At 69.2% G+C, this 17,435-nt stretch carries 18 protein-coding genes; 10 read left to right on the forward strand and 8 right to left on the reverse strand.

The annotated features are described in order from the left end of the window. Positions 1-169 precede the first annotated feature (169 nt). Positions 170-868, forward strand: a complete 699-nt coding sequence (gene phoU, locus FSY98_RS03535; RefSeq protein ID WP_144874026.1) for a phosphate signaling complex protein PhoU — start codon at positions 170-172, stop codon at positions 866-868. A 72-nt stretch (positions 869-940) separates the two neighbouring features. Here phoU and FSY98_RS03540 read toward each other — a convergent pair whose 3' ends face one another. Then, positions 941-1,690 carry a phosphoglyceromutase gene (locus FSY98_RS03540; protein ID WP_144874028.1) on the reverse strand — a complete coding sequence of 250 codons (750 nt, stop codon included), beginning with the start codon at positions 1,688-1,690 and terminating at the stop codon, positions 941-943. 79 nt (positions 1,691-1,769) lie between these two features. Here FSY98_RS03540 and FSY98_RS03545 point away from each other — a divergent pair, with 79 nt between their 5' ends. Further along, positions 1,770-2,594: a class I SAM-dependent methyltransferase gene (locus FSY98_RS03545; protein WP_144874030.1), complete on the forward strand. Its 825-nt coding sequence runs from the start codon at positions 1,770-1,772 to the stop codon at positions 2,592-2,594. Positions 2,595-2,610: 16 nt separating this feature from the next. Here the strand turns inward: FSY98_RS03545 and FSY98_RS03550 are convergent, their stop codons facing one another. The 3 genes from FSY98_RS03550 to FSY98_RS03560 all read right to left on the reverse strand — a co-directional run bounded on the left by FSY98_RS03550 (position 2,611) and on the right by FSY98_RS03560 (position 4,781). Next, positions 2,611-3,732, reverse strand: coding sequence for a folate-binding protein YgfZ (locus FSY98_RS03550; protein ID WP_144874032.1), 1,122 nt, complete (start codon positions 3,730-3,732; stop codon positions 2,611-2,613). 1 nt (position 3,733) lies between these two features. Then, positions 3,734-4,336 (reverse strand): FABP family protein, encoded by a 603-nt coding sequence (locus FSY98_RS03555; RefSeq protein ID WP_144874034.1) that lies wholly within the window; start codon positions 4,334-4,336, stop codon positions 3,734-3,736. Between the two features lie 157 nt (positions 4,337-4,493). Then, the gene (locus tag FSY98_RS03560) at positions 4,494-4,781 is read right to left on the reverse strand and encodes a hypothetical protein (RefSeq protein WP_144874036.1); all 288 of its coding nucleotides are present in this window, start codon (positions 4,779-4,781) and stop codon (positions 4,494-4,496) included. A 72-nt stretch (positions 4,782-4,853) separates the two neighbouring features. Between FSY98_RS03560 and FSY98_RS03565 the strand changes: the two genes are divergently transcribed. The 7 genes from FSY98_RS03565 to pstB all read left to right on the forward strand — a co-directional run bounded on the left by FSY98_RS03565 (position 4,854) and on the right by pstB (position 13,023). Beyond that, the gene (locus tag FSY98_RS03565; RefSeq protein WP_144874038.1) at positions 4,854-5,537 is read left to right on the forward strand and encodes a response regulator transcription factor; all 684 of its coding nucleotides are present in this window, start codon (positions 4,854-4,856) and stop codon (positions 5,535-5,537) included. Positions 5,538-5,589: 52 nt separating this feature from the next. Beyond that, positions 5,590-7,755, forward strand: a complete 2,166-nt coding sequence (locus FSY98_RS03570; RefSeq protein ID WP_144874040.1) for an RNA degradosome polyphosphate kinase — start codon at positions 5,590-5,592, stop codon at positions 7,753-7,755. After that, entirely contained in the window at positions 7,752-8,729 is a 978-nt protein-coding gene (locus FSY98_RS03575) for an NUDIX domain-containing protein (protein ID WP_144874042.1), read from the forward strand. The genes FSY98_RS03570 and FSY98_RS03575 overlap by 4 nt, the downstream gene beginning before the upstream one ends. Positions 8,730-8,913: 184 nt before the next feature. Beyond that, complete coding sequence (pstS, locus tag FSY98_RS03580; protein WP_144874044.1) at positions 8,914-10,014, forward strand: phosphate ABC transporter substrate-binding protein PstS; 1,101 nt, start codon at positions 8,914-8,916, stop codon at positions 10,012-10,014. 135 nt (positions 10,015-10,149) lie between these two features. Further along, the gene (gene pstC / locus FSY98_RS03585) at positions 10,150-11,115 is read left to right on the forward strand and encodes a phosphate ABC transporter permease subunit PstC (RefSeq protein WP_144874046.1); all 966 of its coding nucleotides are present in this window, start codon (positions 10,150-10,152) and stop codon (positions 11,113-11,115) included. 1 nt (position 11,116) lies between these two features. Further along, positions 11,117-12,214, forward strand: coding sequence for a phosphate ABC transporter permease PstA (gene pstA / locus FSY98_RS03590; RefSeq protein WP_144874048.1), 1,098 nt, complete (start codon positions 11,117-11,119; stop codon positions 12,212-12,214). 29 nt (positions 12,215-12,243) lie between these two features. Beyond that, positions 12,244-13,023 carry a phosphate ABC transporter ATP-binding protein PstB gene (gene pstB / locus FSY98_RS03595; RefSeq protein WP_144874050.1) on the forward strand — a complete coding sequence of 260 codons (780 nt, stop codon included), beginning with the start codon at positions 12,244-12,246 and terminating at the stop codon, positions 13,021-13,023. A 117-nt stretch (positions 13,024-13,140) separates the two neighbouring features. On the opposite strand, the gene FSY98_RS03600 is transcribed toward pstB, so the two are convergent. From FSY98_RS03600 to sigK, 4 genes are all read right to left on the reverse strand, one after another. Next, a complete protein-coding gene (locus tag FSY98_RS03600) occupies positions 13,141-14,025 on the reverse strand; it encodes an aminodeoxychorismate lyase (RefSeq protein WP_144874052.1) in 885 nt (294 codons plus the stop codon). Positions 14,026-14,194: 169 nt separating this feature from the next. After that, the gene (locus FSY98_RS03605; protein ID WP_144874054.1) at positions 14,195-14,824 is read right to left on the reverse strand and encodes a DNA-directed RNA polymerase subunit beta; all 630 of its coding nucleotides are present in this window, start codon (positions 14,822-14,824) and stop codon (positions 14,195-14,197) included. A gap of 26 nt (positions 14,825-14,850) precedes the next feature. After that, positions 14,851-15,678, reverse strand: a complete 828-nt coding sequence (locus FSY98_RS03610) for an anti-sigma factor (protein ID WP_144874056.1) — start codon at positions 15,676-15,678, stop codon at positions 14,851-14,853. Further along, the gene (sigK, locus tag FSY98_RS03615) at positions 15,675-16,274 is read right to left on the reverse strand and encodes an ECF RNA polymerase sigma factor SigK (protein WP_186307531.1); all 600 of its coding nucleotides are present in this window, start codon (positions 16,272-16,274) and stop codon (positions 15,675-15,677) included. Before sigK ends, FSY98_RS03610 begins: the two co-directional genes overlap by 4 nt. 459 nt (positions 16,275-16,733) lie before the next feature. Between sigK and FSY98_RS03625 the strand changes: the two genes are divergently transcribed. Next, a complete protein-coding gene (locus FSY98_RS03625; RefSeq protein WP_144876591.1) occupies positions 16,734-17,399 on the forward strand; it encodes a fasciclin domain-containing protein in 666 nt (221 codons plus the stop codon). Positions 17,400-17,435 lie beyond the last annotated feature (36 nt).

The raw sequence follows: 17,435 nt of genomic DNA on the forward strand, positions 1-17,435 counted from the left end.
CGCCGACACGGGAACTACTATTCACGTGCTGGGCACCGTTCGTTAACCTTCGGGGCAGACAATCGCTTTCGGGCCTGTGCGGGAGCGCGGTCCTCTCTCACGCGCGAACGACCCCAGCCGTCTCGCGCTGGCACCTCAGCCGAGACCCGAATGAAAGGTTGCGCCTCCCATGCGCGAAGTCTTCCACCAGTCCCTCGAGGATCTGCAAACCCGCCTCGTGGAGATCGCCGACCTCGTGACGGTCTCGATCGACAAGGCCACTCGCGCGTTCGCGACGAGCGACGTCGCCCTCGCCGAGGAGGTCATCGCGGACGACGCCAAGATCGACGAGCTGGCGGTCGCCCTCGACGAGCAGGCCATCGAGATCCTCGCCCGTCAGCAGCCGGTCGCCCGCGACCTGCGCATCGTCGTCTTCGCGCTGCGCGTCAGCGCGTCACTCGAGCGGATGGGCGACATGTCGGAGCACATCGCGCAGCTCGCGCGCCTCCGCTTCCCCGAGCGCGCGATCCCCCGCGGCCTCAAGGGCACCTTCACCAAGATGGGCGAGCTCGACGTCGAGATCTCGCGCACGCTCACCGAGCTGCTGCGCACGCAGGACCTGCGTCTGGCCGACACCATCCGCAACACCGACGACGACATCGACGAGCTGCACGCCAGCGTCTTCGAGAAGGTGCTCAGCGACAACTGGAAGGGCGAGGCGACCGCCACGGTCGACGCCACGCTCGCCAGCCGCTACCACGAGCGGTTCGCCGACCACGCCGTCGCCGTCGCCAAGAAGGTCGTCTACCTCGCGACCGGCGACTGGCAGGTGCAGGAGGCGGACATCGCCTTCGCCGTCGAGCAGCAGGAGCAGCTCGGCCACGCCTGAGCTCTCAGCGGGAACGGAGAAGGGGCGGATGCTGCGACAGCATCCGCCCCTTCTCCGTCCTCGCGGAGGTGGTTACTTCTTGCCCTGCGCGGCGACCGCGGCAGCGCCGGCGGCTGCGGCCTCGGGATCGAGGTAGCGGCCGGGTCCGGTCGGTACGTTGTTCTCGTCGAGCTCGTACACGAGCGGGATGCCGGTGGGGATGTTCAGCTCGGCGATGTCGTCGTCGCTGATGCCCTCGAGGTGCTTCACGAGGCCGCGCAGGGAGTTGCCGTGCGCGGTCACCAGCACGGTCTTGCCGGCCTCGAGGTCGGGGACGATGGCGCTCTCCCAGTACGGCAGCAGGCGATCGATCACGAGCTTGAGCGACTCGGTGCGCGGCACCTCGCCGTCGATGTGCGCGTAACGCGGGTCGTTCACCTGGCTGAACTCGCTGGCGTCGTCGAGAGGGGGCGGCGGCACGTCGAACGACCGGCGCCACAGCTGGAACTGCTCCGGGCCGAACTGCTCGAGGGTCTCGGCCTTGTCCTTGCCCTGCAGCTCGCCGTAGTGACGCTCGTTGAGGCGCCAGGACCGGGCGACCGGGATCCACAGACGGTCAGCGGCGTCAAGCGCGATGTCGGCCGTCTGGATCGCGCGGCTGAGCAGCGAGGTGTGCAGCACGTCGGGCAGGATGCCGGACTCGGCCAGCAGCTCACCGCCGCGACGCGCCTCCTTCTCGCCCTGCTCGTTGAGGCGGACGTCCACCCAGCCGGTGAACAGGTTCAGTTCGTTCCATTCGCTCCGGCCGTGGCGGAGCAGGATCAGGGTGCGCGTCGCAGTCATGAGCCCAGTTTATCGGCGCACGCGTCCACGATGACGGCAGGAGTCGAGCGGGTGCCCCGCGGCTGGGAGGATTGAGCACATGGCGTCCTCTCCCCTCGGCAGGCCGACCCGGGGCACCACCGGGACGAATCGGCTGCGGCGCAACGACCGGTGGATCGCGGCGAGCACCGCATTCCGCCGGGCGCCCGATCCGCTGGTCGTCGATCTCGGGTATGGCGCGAGCGGGGTCACGGCCTTCGAGCTCGCCGCGCGCCTACGGCGTGTGCGACCGGACGCCGAGGTGCAGGGGCTCGAACTCGACCCGGTGCGCGTCGCGACCGCGGACGCGCAGCTCGCCGAGGTGCGAGCCGGTCGTACGCCGTTCCCGGCCGACCTGCCGGTGTCGTTCGGCCGCGGCGGATTCGAGGTGCCGCTGCCGGGGGGACGGAGGCCGGCGGTGATCCGTGCGATGAACGTGCTGCGCCAGTACGACGAATCCGATGTCGCGGAGGCCTGGCACACCGTGGCCGCCAGGCTGGCCCGCTCGGGATTGCTCGTGGAGGGCACGTGCGACGAGATCGGCCGCGTCGCGAGCTGGGTCGACGTGGACCCCTCCGGCACTCCGCTCCGGTTCACGATCTCGCTGCGGCTGACCGGACTCGAGCACCCGAGCATCGTCGCCGAACGGCTGCCGAAGGCGCTCATCCACCGCAACGTCCCCGGAGAACGGGTGCATGCGCTCCTCATCGACCTCGACCGGGAGTGGCACCGCGCGGCCGCACTGGCGACATTCGGGGCCACACAGCGGTTCATCGCCGCAGTGGCCGCGCTCCGCGCGCAGGGGTGGCCGATCGAGGGTGGTCGGTCACGCTGGAGACTCGGCGAGCTCACGGTTCCGTGGGCCGCGGTCGCACCTTCCGACTGATCTACCTCGGACCGCCTCAGCCGGCGTGCCGGGGATCCGGGGCGCTGGGACGACGCGACAGGCGCGTGAGTCGGGGGATGTCGGCCATCGCACCGGCATCCGCCGGCACGATGATCTGCTGCGCTGCCGCGATGTCGCCGCCCTCGGTGCGCACGACGAGGTCGCCGACCGGTGCGCGACGCGAGAGGATCGCGAGGGCGATCGGGCCGTCCTCGTGGTGGCGCGCGACCGAGGTGACGTGGCCGACTTCGTCGTCTCCGGCGAACACGGCATCGCCCGGAACGGGCAGCACGGCGTCGCTGCCGTCGAGGTGCAGCGCGGCCAGCCTGCGCGGCGGGTGGCCCAGGTTGTGCACCTTCGCGACGGTCTCCTGTCCGCGGTAGCAGCCCTTGTTCAGATGCACCGCCGTGCGGATCCAATCGGACTCGTGCGGCAGCGAACGCTCGTCGACCTCCGCCGACCATCGGGGCCGCCAGGCGGCGATGCGCAGGGCCTCGGCGGCGAGCAGACCCGCCGCCTCCTCGGGCTGCAGCGTCGCGGCGAGCGCGTCGGCGTCCTCCCTCGGCACGATCGCGATCAGCCACGCCAGATCGGCACCGGGGTGGGCCGAGACCTCGGCGTACTGGTGACCGCCGGCGCTGACCGCCTGCCAGGGGTCGACCCACAGCAGCGGGATGCCGGCGGGGCGGGCCGAGACGGTCAGCACGCGCTGCCCGGCCACACCGCCGTCGACGGCGCCGAGGAGGGCCAGATCCTGCCGCACCTCGACCGTCGCCTGGGTCCGGAACTTCATGCGCTGCAACCAGGTCGCGAGCGCCTCGGCGTCGCCGGCATCGGCGATGAGCCAGGTCGAGGCGCCGTCATCGACGACGCCGGCCGCATGCTCGACGCGCCCCTGCGGATCGAGCACGAGCAGCTCGGTGCTCTCCCCGGGCGCCAGGCGCCCCAGCGCCTGCGACGTGATCGAGTCGAGCCAGCTCAGGCGCTCGGGGCCCGCGACCTCGACGACGGTGCGGTCGTCGAGCGGCACGATGGCGGCTCCGGCGGCGAGGCGGCGCTGCTCGCGGAACGCATCGCCGAAGTGTGCGATGCCGCCGTCGCCCGCGACTGCACCAGCGACCTCTGCGAAGCCGGGCACGTCAGACCTTCGCCAGTCGCGCCGAGGCGTGGGAACGAAGAGGGGTGCCGAGCGCGGCGATGTCCCACGCCCAGAGCAGGTGTCCGTCGACGAGCCCGTACATACGGGAAGCGCCGGAGTAGTCCTTGGCGCCCGCAGCCCGCACGACGGCGTCGGTGGCGATGTCGATGCGCGGACCGGTGATCTCGCCGAGGTACAGCTCCAGCATCCCGTCGGAATGCGCGAGCGACACCTCGATGGGGAAGCCCCCGGATGCCGCGCGGAGCGCCTCCACGTCGTCGACGTCGCGCTCGAGAGGTTCGCCGACCGGGGGCAGCAGCCCTGGTCCTGCGTCTGCGTCGGTGGCGGTCCGACCGAGCCGCCAGAATCCGGTCTCGGAGACGAGCGGGATCGACACGGCGTGGTCGTCGCCGGTGAAGACACCGGTGGCCGCGTAGTTGAGGAACGGGCCGCCGTCGTGGCTGAAGCTCACGCGGTGCGTGAACTCCCCCTGCAGCCGCTCGTCACCGACCGGATAGTCGATGACGCCGGTGCCCTCCCACACGCCGATCAGCCATGACAGCGGCGCGAGGTCGGCGGGGAGGTCGGTTGGTAGCTCGAGCATCGCGCTCAGCGCTGGCCGCGGAAGAGGTTGCGCAGCACCACGACCGAGACGAAGACGATCGCGAGGCTCGCAAGGCCCAGCAGCCCGATGTAGAAGAGTTCGAGAGCCATGAGGTCCATGACGTCCACATTACCCTCCGCGCGGGTGACTGTCGCGCTCAGGTGGCGAGAGCGGCCAGGCCGAACCCGACCGAGATGACGCCCATCACGAGCAGCGCGCCGAGCGCCCCGCCCGCGACGCGCAGAATGTAGCCCTGCGTGCGTCCGTACCAGAGCTGCACGGCGAACGACAGCAGCACGACGCCCCCGAATGCGACGAGGAGCCACGGCACCCGCCATTCCTCCGGCACCAGGATTCCGATGCCGATCGACGCCGCGAACGCGACTGCCCAGACGACGAGCACGCCGACGAACGCGTTCCTCGGTGCGAGCGCAGGTTCCGTCATGACTCCATTCTCACCCATCTGCGCCCGGTATCATGGCCCCACGGCGTACCCCGCCGTCCGGAAGGAGTGCGTGTGGCCCAGGTGCTGGTGTTGACCAATGCTCCGATTGCGGAGCTGGTGCTTCCCGCCCTGGAACTGCTCAGCCACCGCGTGCGGCAGATCGCAGCGGAGCCGGCGCAGCTCGTGAGCGCCCCGGACTACGACGTGGTGATCGTCGACGGCCGTCAGGATCTCGTGGGCGCCAAGTCGCTGTGCCGACTGCTCCGCGCGGCCGGCCAGGAGGCACCGCTGCTGCTCGTCGTCACCGAGGGCGGCATGAGTGCTCTCTCCGGCGACTGGGGCATCGACGACGTGCTGCTGGCGACGGCCGGTCCCGCCGAGACCGACGCCCGGGTCCGCCTCGCGCTCGCCCGTCGAGATGAGATCGCCGAGCCGACGCGCGTGCAGGCATCCGGCGTGACCATCGACGAGCAGTCCTACTCGGCGAAGCTGCACGGCAGGGCGCTCGACCTCACGTACAAGGAGTTCCAGCTCCTGCACTTCCTCGCCACGCACCCGTCGCGCGTGTTCACGCGCGAGCAGCTGCTCAGCGAGGTGTGGGGGTACGACTACTTCGGCGGCACGCGCACGGTCGACGTGCACGTGCGGCGGCTGCGCGCCAAGCTCGGCGACCAGGAGCAGATCATCGGCACGGTCCGCAACGTGGGCTACCGGTTCAACGTCTACGACGACGAGACCGTCCCGGCGACCCGCTGAGCGACGACACCCGTTCACACGCGCGACACCTCGCGGTGCTTAGATGTACCCCATGATCGATCCCGCTCTCGCCGACGCTGGTCTCGGTGACGCCGAAGACGATGACTTCGATGCCATCGAGGCACCGGACGCCCAGCTGCCGGATCACCGGTACCTCGACCGCGAGCTGAGCTGGCTCGCGTTCAACCAGCGCGTGCTGGAGCTCGCCGAGGATCCGAGCCTCCCCGAGCTCGAACGTGCCAACTTCCTGGCGATCTTCGCGAGCAACCTCGACGAGTTCTTCATGGTGCGCGTCGCCGGTCTGAAGCGGCGTATCGTCACCGGCCTCGCCGTGCCGACGAACATCGGGCGCTCCCCCGTCGACGCACTCGCCGACATCTCCCGCGAGGCCCACGCCCTGCAGCTGCGCCACGCCGACGCCTGGACGTCGCTCGTGCGCCCAGCCCTCGCCGATGCCGGCATCGAGATCACGGAGTGGTCCGACCTGACGGACGCCGAGCGCGAGGGACTCTCGGAGTACTTCGGCGCGCAGGTCTTCCCGGTGCTGATGCCGCTGGCGGTCGACCCCGCGCACCCGTTCCCGTACATCTCGGGCCTCTCGCTCAACCTCGCGATCCGGATCCGCAACGCCCGCACCGGCCGCCAGGAATTCGCTCGCCTGAAGGTGCCGCCGATGCTCCCCCGCTTCGTCGAGGTGCCTGGTACCGGCGAGATCAAGCGCTTCCTGAGCCTGGAAGAGCTCATCGCCAATCACCTCGGCGATCTCTTCCCCGGCATGGAGGTTCTCGACCACCACGCGTTCCGGCTGACCCGCAACGAGGACGTGGAGATCGAAGAGGACGAGAGCGAGAACCTCATCCAGGCGCTCGAGGCCGAGCTGCTGCGGCGGCGCTTCGGACCGCCCATCCGTCTCGAGATCACCGACGACATGGACGAGGTCACGATGGAGCTGCTCGTGCGCGAGCTCGACATCACCGACCAGGAGATCTACCGCCTGCCCGGCCCGCTCGACCTGCGCGGCCTCTTCGACCTGTCGCGCATCGACCGCCCCGACCTGCGGTACCCGCCCCACCTGCCGACGACGGCCGTCGCCTTCCAGCCGACGGGAAGCAGCACGCGCGCCGACATCTTCGCCGCGATCCGCAAGTCGGACGTGCTCGTGCATCACCCGTACGAGTCGTTCACGACCAGCGTGGTGGCGTTCCTCGAACAGGCGGCCCGCGACCCGCACGTGCTCGCCATCAAGCAGACCCTCTACCGCACCTCGGGTGATAGCCCCATCGTCGAGGCGCTGATCGACGCCGCCGAGGCGGGCAAGCAGGTGCTCGCCCTGGTCGAGGTCAAGGCGCGCTTCGACGAGGCGAACAACATCGTCTGGGCGCGCAAGCTCGAGAAGGCCGGCGTGCACGTCGTCTACGGGCTGGTCGGGCTCAAGACCCATTGCAAGCTCGCCCTCGTGATCCGCGAGGAGGAGGGCGTGCTCCGCCACTACTCGCACATCGGCACCGGCAACTACAACCCGAAGACCAGCCGCATCTACGAGGACTTCGGACTCTTCACCACCGACGCCCAGGTCGGCAAGGACCTCACCCGCCTCTTCAACGAGTTGAGCGGCTACGCCATCGAGAAGAAGTTCAAGCGTCTGCTCGTCGCCCCGCTGCACCTGCGCAAGGGGCTCGTGCGCCTCATCGACGCGGAGCGGAAGCACGCCGAGGGCGGCGAACCGGCGCACATCCGCATCAAGGTGAACTCGATGGTCGACGAGGAGATCATCGATGCGCTCTACCGGGCCAGTGCGGCCGGGGTGAAGGTGGACGTGTGGGTGCGCGGCATCTGCAGCCTCCGAACGGACCTCGACGGCGTCAGCGACAACATCACCGTGCGCAGCATCCTCGGCCGTTATCTCGAGCACTCGCGCATCTTCGCCTTCGAGCACGGCGGCGACCCGCAGGTCTACATCGGCAGCGCCGACATGATGCACCGCAACCTCGACCGGCGCGTCGAGGCCCTGGTCCGCGTCACCGACCCCGCGCACGTGAAGGACCTGCTCGACTTCTTCGACCTCGCCATGGCACCGGGCACCTCGTCGTGGCATCTCGGCGAAGACGGTGTCTGGACCCGCCACGCCGAGGATGCCGACGGCAACCCGCTCGTGGACCTGCAGGATAAGACCATGGGACTCATCCAGCGTCGTCGTCGGGCACGGGCGGTTCGATGACCCCGCAGGCCACCGCTCGGGCCACGCGTTCGAAGTGGACGGACAAAGCCGTGTACGCGGCGGGCGCCGTCGTGTGGCGTCTCGTCGACGACAAGCTGCACATCCTGCTGATCCACCGCACGAAGTACCGCGACGTCACGCTCCCGAAGGGCAAGGTCGATCCCGGGGAGATGCTCGCCGAGACCGCGGTGCGCGAGGTGCATGAGGAGACCGGCATCCGCGTCTCGCTCGGGGTCCCCGTGGGGGTCAGCCGCTACCACCTGCCGTCGGCGAAGCAGAAGGTCGTGCACTACTGGGCCGCCGAGGCGACACCCGACGCGATCCGCGAATCGACGTTCGTCCCGAACCGCGAGATCGCCGCGATCGAATGGGTGCCGCTGAAGAAGGCCCGCTCGCGGCTGAGCTACCCGGTCGATCTGGAGATCCTCGACTTCTTCGCGAAGCTCGTCGACGACGGCGTGCTGCGCACGTTCCCGGTGATCGCGCTGCGGCACGCGAAGGCGCTCCCCCGATCCGAGTGGGATGGAGCGGATGCCGCGCGTCCGCTCACCGCCCGCGGACGCCGTCAGGCGGACTCGATCGTCGGTCCCCTGCGGGCGTTCGGAGTGCGCCGGATCGTGACGAGCGACGCCGTCCGCTGCGTCCGGACGGTCAAGCCGCTCGCGCAGTCCCTCGGCCGGAAGGCCGTGAAGACCGACAAGATCAGCCAGGACGCGTGGGAGGACGGCACCGACGACCTGCGGTCGGTCATCGGTCGACGGGTGCGCTCCGGCAAGCCGTCGGTGATCTGCAGTCACGGACCGGTGCTGCCCGGCATCCTCTCCGAGATCGCGCTGGCGACCGGCACGATCCAGGGCTCGTACGTCAGCAGCGCCGCCGACCTCGACACGGGCGCGTTCTCGGTGGTGCACCTGTCGTCGTCGAATCCCGGGTCGGGGATCATCGCGATCGAGACGCACAGCCCCAAGGTCTGACGTTCGTCGGGCCCTCCCCGTTCGGGGTAGCGGATTCTCCGCGTGGTCGCGCGGATCGTCTCCAGAGAGACGCCCGTCGTTCACCTTCCGTTCACCTGCGAGGTTGAGTCTCGTTAACCGCCGCACCTAGCGTCACTGTGTGCCCTGCACCGGGCCCCACCCATCCATGATCGAAGGATCCACAGTGAAGATCTCCCGAATCGCACGTATCGGCGCCATCGGCGCCGTCGCCGCTCTCGCACTCGCCGGCTGCGCCGCGAACGAAGGCGGCAGCGGGTCGTCCGACGCCCCCACCGACTCGACGCTGTCCGGCAGCCTCGACGCGACCGGCGCCTCCTCGCAGGAGGCCGCGCAGCAGTCCTGGGTCGCCGCCTTCCAGACGGCCAACCCCGACGTGACCGTCAACTACACCGCGACGGGGTCGGGCACCGGCCGCGAGAACTTCATCGCCGGCTCCTCGAACTTCATCGGCTCGGACCGCGCGTTCAACACCGACGAGCTCGCCAAGGGTGGCTTCGGCTCTTGCGCCTCCGACGAGATCGTCGAGATCCCCGTCTACATCTCGCCCGTCGCCGTCGCCTTCAACCTCGACGGCATCGACGAGCTGAACCTCGACGGCAAGACGCTCGCCGGCATCTTCTCGGGGTCGATCACGAAGTGGAACGACCCGGCCATCGCCGACCAGAACGAGGGCGTCGACCTGCCCGACCAGGCCATCGTGCCGGTGCACCGCGCCGACGCATCGGGCACGCAGGAGACCTTCACCAAGTACCTCAGCGCCGTAGCCCCCGACGTGTGGACCTACGAGGCCGCCGACGAGTGGCCGCTGCAGTCCGGTGAGGCCGGCGACGGCACCTCCGGGGTCGTCGACGCGATCACCAACGGCTCCGGATACATCGGCTTCGCCGACGCCTCCCGCACCGCCGACCTCGGTCAGGTCGCCGTCGAGGTCGAGGGCGAGTACGTCGCCTACTCCGCCGAGGCCGCCGCCGCGCTCGTCGAGGCGTCGCCGCTCGAAGAGGGTCGCTCCGACCACGACCTCGCGTACGCCGTCGACCCGGCCGCCGCCCCCGCCGGCTCGTACCCGATCGCCCTGGTGTCGTACCTCATCGGCTGCGTCGAGTACGACGACGCCGAGACCGCCGGCCTCGTGAAGGCGTACTTCCAGTACGTCGCCTCGGCCGAGGGCCAGGACGCCGCCGCCGAGGCCGCAGGCAGCGCGCCGATCTCGGACACCCTGCGCGACCAGATCAACACCGCGATCGACGCGATCGTCACCGAGTGACCGAGAGCTCGGCCGCTGGCTGAGCTCAGGTCCCGGCGCCCCCGGGTGTCGGTCGACAGGACCTCGACCGATACCCGGGGGCACCCGCATGAAGACACCCGACAGTCCCTCAGAGCACACCGTGGAGCCGCTCAGATGACCACCACCACAACGGGCCCAGAGACCCGTTCACCCGGGTCGCGCACCGCGCTGCGTCGTCGGGGCGACCTCGTCTTCTCCGGCACCGCTCTCGGCGCCGGCCTCGTCATCCTCATCACCCTGGCCGCGGTCGCGATCTTCCTCATCGTGCAGGCGATCCCCGCCCTGTCGCCCGACACGTCGAACAACCACATCCTCGACGGACAGCAGTTCCTGTCCTGGGTGTGGCCCTTCGTGTTCGGCACGCTGTGGTCGAGTCTGATCGCCCTGATCATCGCCGCCCCGATCGCCATCGGCATCGCGCTCTTCATCTCGCACTACGCACCCCGTCGCCTCGCCGGGGTGCTCGGCTACATCATCGACCTGCTGGCGGCGGTGCCGTCGGTCGTCTTCGGCCTCTGGGGCGCCCTGACCTTCGCGCCGATGCTCGTGCCCTTCTACAAGTGGCTGAACGAGAACCTCGGCTGGATCCCGCTCTTCGGCGGGACGCCGTCGGGAACCGGCAAGACCATCCTCACGGCATCCCTCGTGCTCGCGGTCATGATCCTCCCGATCATGACCGCCATCTGCCGCGAAGTCTTCCTGCAGACGCCGAAGCTCCACGAGGAGGCGGCGCTCGCCCTCGGCGCGACCCGCTGGGAGATGGTCCGCATGGCGGTGCTGCCCTTCGCCCGCAGCGGCATGGTGTCGGGCGCGATGCTCGGTCTCGGCCGCGCTCTCGGCGAGACGATGGCCGTGACCCTGGTCCTCTCGCCGCTCGGCATCATCACGTTCAACCTGATCAACCCGGAGAACCCGACGACGATCCCCGCGATCATCGCCCTGCGCTTCCCCGAGGCGCACGATGAGGGCGTCAACACTCTCATCGCGGCCGGCCTGATCCTCTTCATCGTCACCTTCGTCGTCAACTTCATCGCCCGCTGGATCGTCTCGCGCCGCGCCGAGTTCTCGGGAGCCAACTGACATGACCGCCACCTTGACCCCCACCCCGGTCGCGGCGACCACGCACACGACCTCGGCCGGGCACCTGGCCAAATGGATGCCGTGGGCCCTGCTGCTCGTCGCGGTCGTCGTGTCCGGCACCGTCTTCGCCTTCATGAACGCCGGCGGCGACCCCGCCGACTTCAACATCGCGCTCACCCTCGTCGTCGGGCTGCTGCTCTACATGGTGCTGATCTTCGTGATCTCGTCGGTGGTCGAGAGCCGCCGCCACGCCGTCGACCGCCTGATGACGGCACTCGTCTCCGGCGCGTTCGTGGTCGCGCTGCTCCCGCTCGTCTCGCTGCTCTACACGGTCGTCGTGAACGGCCTCGCCCGGTTCGACGGCGAGTTCTTCAGCTTCTCGATGCGCAACATCGTGGGCGAGGGCGGCGGCGCGGTGCACGCCATCTGGGGCACGCTGCTCATCACGCTCGGCGCCACGATCATCTCGGTGCCGATCGGTCTGATGACCTCGATCTACCTGGTCGAGTACGGCGAGGGCCGCAAGCTCGCCCGCGGCATCACGTTCCTCGTCGACGTCATGACCGGCATCCCGTCGATCGTCGCCGGTCTGTTCATCTACTCGGTCTTCGCCCTCATCGTCGGGCCGGGAACCCGGATGGGCATCATGGGCTCGCTCGCGCTGTCGGTGCTGATGATCCCGGTCGTGGTCCGGGGCTCCGAGGAGCTGCTGCGCATCGTCCCGAACGAACTCCGCGAGGCGGCGTACGCGCTCGGCGTGCCGAAGTGGCTGACCATCCTCAAGGTCGTGCTGCCGACCGCGATCGCCGGCATCACGACCTCGATCATGCTCGCCATCTCGCGCGTCATCGGCGAGACCGCACCGCTGCTGCTCACCGTCGGCATCGTGCAGGGCATGAACACGAACATGTTCAGCGGGCAGATGGCGACATTGCCGGTGTTCTCGTACATGCAGGCGAAGTACCCCGGCATCCCCGTCGATGCCTATCTCGACCGCGCCTGGGCCTCCGCCCTGACCCTCATCCTCATCGTGATGGTGCTGAACCTGCTGGCGAGGATCATCGCCAAGGTGTTCGCACCCAAGACCGCCGGCCGCTGAGCCGACCCGACCGTAAAGAAGGATCACTCGTGTCCAAGAGCATCGAAGTCAACGACCTCAACGTCTACTACAGCGACTTCCTGGCCGTCGAGGGCGTCAACATCGACATCAAGCCGAACACCGTGACGGCCTTCATCGGCCCATCCGGTTGCGGCAAGTCCACGTTCCTGCGCACGCTGAACCGCATGCACGAGGTCATCCCCGGCGCACGCGTCGAAGGCGAGGTGCTGATCGACGGCAAGAACCTCTACGGCGCCAGCGTCGACCCTGTGCTCGTTCGGCGCCAGGTCGGCATGGTGTTCCAGCGACCGAACCCGTTCCCGACGATGTCGATCAAGGAGAACGTGCTCGCCGGCGTGAAGCTCAACAACTCGCGGATGGCGAAGAGCGATCAGGAGGCCCTCGTCGAGCGGTCGCTGCGCGGCGCGAACCTCTGGAACGAGGTCAAGGACCGCCTCGACAAGCCGGGCTCCGGCCTCTCGGGCGGCCAGCAGCAGCGTCTGTGCATCGCCCGCGCGATCGCCGTCTCCCCCGACGTGATCCTGATGGACGAGCCCTGCTCGGCGCTCGACCCGATCTCGACCTTCGCGATCGAGGAGCTCATCGCCGAGATCAAGCAGGAGTACACCGTCGTCATCGTCACGCACAACATGCAGCAGGCGAGCCGCGTCTCCGACAAGACAGCCTTCTTCAACATCGCCGGCACCGGCAAGCCGGGCAAGCTCATCGAGTACGACGACACCAGCACGATCTTCACGACCCCGTCGGTGCAGGCCACCGAGGACTACGTCTCGGGCCGCTTCGGCTGAGCCCGAGCCGGTCCGGGCGCTCCACTCCCACGATTCCCACCTCGGAGACCCGGACCTCGCACCCCTGGCCGGTGTGTCCCCACGGACACACCGGCCGCGGCGTCCTCCCCACCAGGGTCAGTCGCGCGGCGAGAGGAGGTACTCGTTCAGCTCGGCCGTGAGGGCATGGTCGACGGGCAGCTCGAGGTCGTCGACGGCGGTGATGGGCGCGGCGAGGCGCACGCTCGACACGAGCCACGCCGCATCGACCGACGTGAGATCGGATGCCGGGATGCTGTCGTACTCCGCCGCGAAGCCCCGCGCGGTCAGATGCTCGTACACGCTCAGCTGGGTGGTGCCGTGCAGGATGCCGCCGTTGGGCGCCGGGGTGAGGAACCGGTCACCGCGCCGGAGGATCAGCGACGCCGTCGGCGCCTCGAGCACGAAGCCGTCGCGCGACAGGAAGATCGCGTCGTCCGCTCCGCGCCGGTGGGCCTCGCGCAGGGCCGCCATGTTCACGGCGTACGACAGGGTCTTCGCGCCGAGCAGCAGCCAGGGTGCCCGCTGCGCGATATCGAGGTCGTAGCCCCGGTCGAGGGTGACGACGCGCACGCCCCTCTCACGAACCCCGGAGAAGTCGGATGCCGGGGCGACCGTCACCCACGCCGTGGGGGTCGGCCCGTGCTCGACCCCACGGCTGAGGATGAGCTTGATGACGTACTCGCCGTCGCCGCACCCGGCGGCCGCTGCATCCACCGCCTGATGCCACTGCCTCTGGTTCGGCACCGGCAGGTCGCACAGGCGCGCCGAATGCGCGAGGCGCTCGAGGTGCGGCACGACCTCCTGCGCATGCCGGTCGACCACGCCGATCGACTCGAACACCCCGTCGCCGCGCTGGGTGCTGAGCTCACCCACGCTCAGCGCGGGAGCGGCGGCGTCGACCCTGGTGAAGGTGTCGGCGAAGTCGGTGCGGTCGGCGTCGACCTCTGCCGGGTCGATCATGAGAGCGAATCGCTGAGTCATGATGAGAGCCTACGACCCGGGGAATACCCGTCGCCGCATCGCGTTACACTGGTACAGGCCGGGCCGCATAACCCCGGGCTCCAATTTTTGCCGCTGCGAGCGGCCTTCCGCCGAGAGGCGTTCTTGCGGCCCGGTCTTCTCATGTCCCGGCCCTGATCTGTCGTCGGGGCTAGGCCAGAGCTCCCTGACGCCAGAGCACAGCAGAGGCCGATAGGTCCTGCCCGTAACTGTTCAGACGGAGCGCACGGGTCGTCAATTCGCTCGCCCTGCCGGGCTCGGTCGGCTCGTAGTCGTCCGCGGTGTGCGTCGCGCCGGACGCCTGCACCCGACAGAAGGCGGCGGCACGGTCGAGCGCGACGGCGAAGTCTCCGCGGAAGGCGCCTCGCAGGATCGTGTCGATCAGCACGACGAGCTCGTCGGGATTCGCAGGTACCGGGGCACCGGCGACCACGGCATCAGCCGAGGACAGCTCCACCCTGCCCCGCTCGTAGAGGAGCGCGGCGGTCTGCGGATCCGCGTGGATCGCCAGCTGCAGAAGGTACAGGCGCCACAGGGCCCCGGGGAGCGTCCGCGGCGGCGCTTTCGACCACAGCTCGGCGATCTCGTCGATGCCGTGCACGTCGGTGAACGCCACGAGCCGCTCCGCGCTCACACCGCTCTCGTCGGCGCGGACCCTCGTCAGCAGAGCGGACGCCGTGGCATGCGCGACCCGCGTCTCCTCGGCGGGGTCGTGGCGACCCACGATGTTGTCGAAGGCGCTGCTCGGACGTCGCACGGGGCGGGAGTACTGCTCAGGCATCACTCCAGGGTACGCGCGCCCCGGGGTCAGGCGGTGGGGATGGCGACGATCGGTGTCGAGGTCGGGGTGCCGTCCGGCGAGCCGCCGGCCTGCTCGACCGTCACGGCGATCACGTCGCCCTCGTGCATGTCGCCCGACAGCAGCGCGGTCGCCTCTCCACCCTGCGCCTCGAAGACACCGGCGGAGATGGGCTGGTCGCCGCGAACGAACCAGAGTTCGTAGTCCTGGTCGTCGGGCAGCGAGGCGATGCCGTCGGCGACGAGAACCGCTTCGCCGACGGACGCCGACCAGTGGGCCGTGGCCGTACCGCCGTCAGCGAGCTCGACGCTCGCCTGCTGGGCGTCGTCGGCCGACTGGATCTCCTGCAGCGCGACGACGCTGGCTGGCCGGTTCAGATAGTCGTTGAGGGCGACGGTGCCGATACCGACGCCGACGAGGAGCGCAAGGCACGCCGCGAGCGCGAACAGCACACGGAGTCGCCGCGCGGGCGCCTTGACGTCGGCCTCTTCGCCGCGGGCTGCGCGATGGCTCGGCTCGGTTGAGGCCTGATCATCGCCCTCCTCGGAGTCGGACTCCCGTGCGGAGGTCGCCGCAGAGGAGGCCGGGTCGACGTAGACCTCGCCGTTCTGAGGCGTGATGGCGATCCGAGCGAGCAGCGAGGAGCGGATGTCGGCCGACGGGGCGACCGGGGCCACGCCGTCGGACAGCATCGCCGCGACTGCGGCATCAGCGTCCGCGATGCGCTGCCACTGCGGGTTCTCGACGAGCGCCGCGTGGTACCGCTGCTGGTCGTCGGGCGACAGCGCGCCGAGCGCCGCTCCTGCCGCGAGCTCCGCGAATTCGTGTTCGTTCATGCTGTCACCCCCATTGCGGTGCGCAGACGGCTGAGCCCGTCCCGCATCCTTGTCTTGATTGTCCCCAGCGGGGCTCCGAGGAGCACCGCGACTTCGTTCTGACTGTATCCGCCGAAATACGCGAGGACGAGCGCTTCGCGCTGCGCCTCGGGGAGGCCTGCGAGGGCGTTTCTGACCTTCTCGCCCTCGATGCCCAGCTCCACCCGCTCCGCGACACTGTCGTGCGCGACGCCGATATCCCTGTACCCGGCCTTCACGTCCCGGTCCGCGCTGGACTGAGATGCTCTGACCCGGTCGACCGCACGACGGTGCGCGATCGTCATCACCCAGGTTCTTCCCTGCCCCTTGTTCGGAGCGAACCTCGTAGCGGATTGCCAGATCTCGAGAAAGACCTCCTGGAGCACCTCCTCGCTCTGCGAGCGGTTCACCAGCACCCGGAGGATGAGGCCGAACACGCGAGAGGACAGCGAGTCGTACAGCTCCGCGAGAGCGCGCTGGTCACCCTCGCCGATGCGCAGGAGAAGGTCGGCGACAGCATCTCGCGCCGCACCGTCGTCCGGTACGTCCATCCCGTCGATGACCATCTCTACAAGCATGCCGCATCCTCCTGCCTTTCCCGCGCATCCGTGACCGCAATGAGCGGGAAATCACCTGCTTGTGATGTGTTCGTGACCAGCGGGCGAATCGGATTGGAATCCCGCGGTCGGATGGGAATCCCGCACACGGATGAGAAGTTCGGCGCGTGCACGCGCGGGTGGGTGCGCTCGCACGTGCGTGCGCCCGGGTGCCGGCACGCGCGCGCTCACGCGCTCGTGCGCGTCTGCGTGCGCGTGTGCGTGCGCGTGTGCGTGTGCTTCTGCAGTGGAGAGGAATCGTACGTGGACGGCACGGGTCGCGGGAACGCGTGCGAATCGTGGGATCTCCCCGTATACGAAGCGGATGGGAATCATCAGGCGAAAAGAGATCTGAAGTTTTTCCCATCCGATCTCGGAGGGGTTCCGAACAGCTGTCGACGCCACGGAGAGGCCGTGGCACAGTTTCTGAAGGAGCACGAGATGTTCAGCACCAAGAAGAAGGTCACCGCAGCGATCACCCTTACGCTGGCCAGCGCGTTCGTCCTCGCAGGATGTTCCATGGGCGGCGGCGACTCGACCGCTGAGCCGACGGAGTCGTCGGCACCGGAGACGTCCGAGTCGTCGGCTCCCGCGGAGACGATGGACCCGGCGGGCGAGCTCGTCGGCCCCGGCTGCGCGGCATACGCCGAGGCTGTTCCGGACGGCGCCGGCTCCGTCGAGGGCATGTCGAAGGACCCGGTGGCCACCGCCGCTTCCAACAACCCGCTCCTCACCACCCTCGTCGCAGCGGTGAGCGGCCAGCTCAACCCCGACGTGAACCTCGTCGACACCCTCAACGGTGACGAGTTCACCGTGTTCGCTCCGGTCGACGAGGCCTTCGCGAAGATCGACCCGGCCACCATCGAGGCCCTCAAGACCGACAGCGCGACCCTGAGCTCGATCCTCACGTACCACGTGATCCCCGGCCAGATCGCTCCGTCCGACATCGACGGCACGCACACCACCGTGCAGGGCGCTGACCTGACCGTCACCGGCAGCGGCGACAACATCATGGTCAACGACTCCGCTGCGGTCATCTGCGGTGGCGTCGAGACCGCCAACGCCACGGTGTACCTCATCGACTCGGTGCTGATGCCCCCGATGTGATCCCGTCCCGCCGAGGAGCACTCTCGGTGACCGTCT

This window comes from Microbacterium sp. 1.5R (genome assembly GCF_007667425.1).
GTDB lineage: Bacteria > Actinomycetota > Actinomycetes > Actinomycetales > Microbacteriaceae > Microbacterium.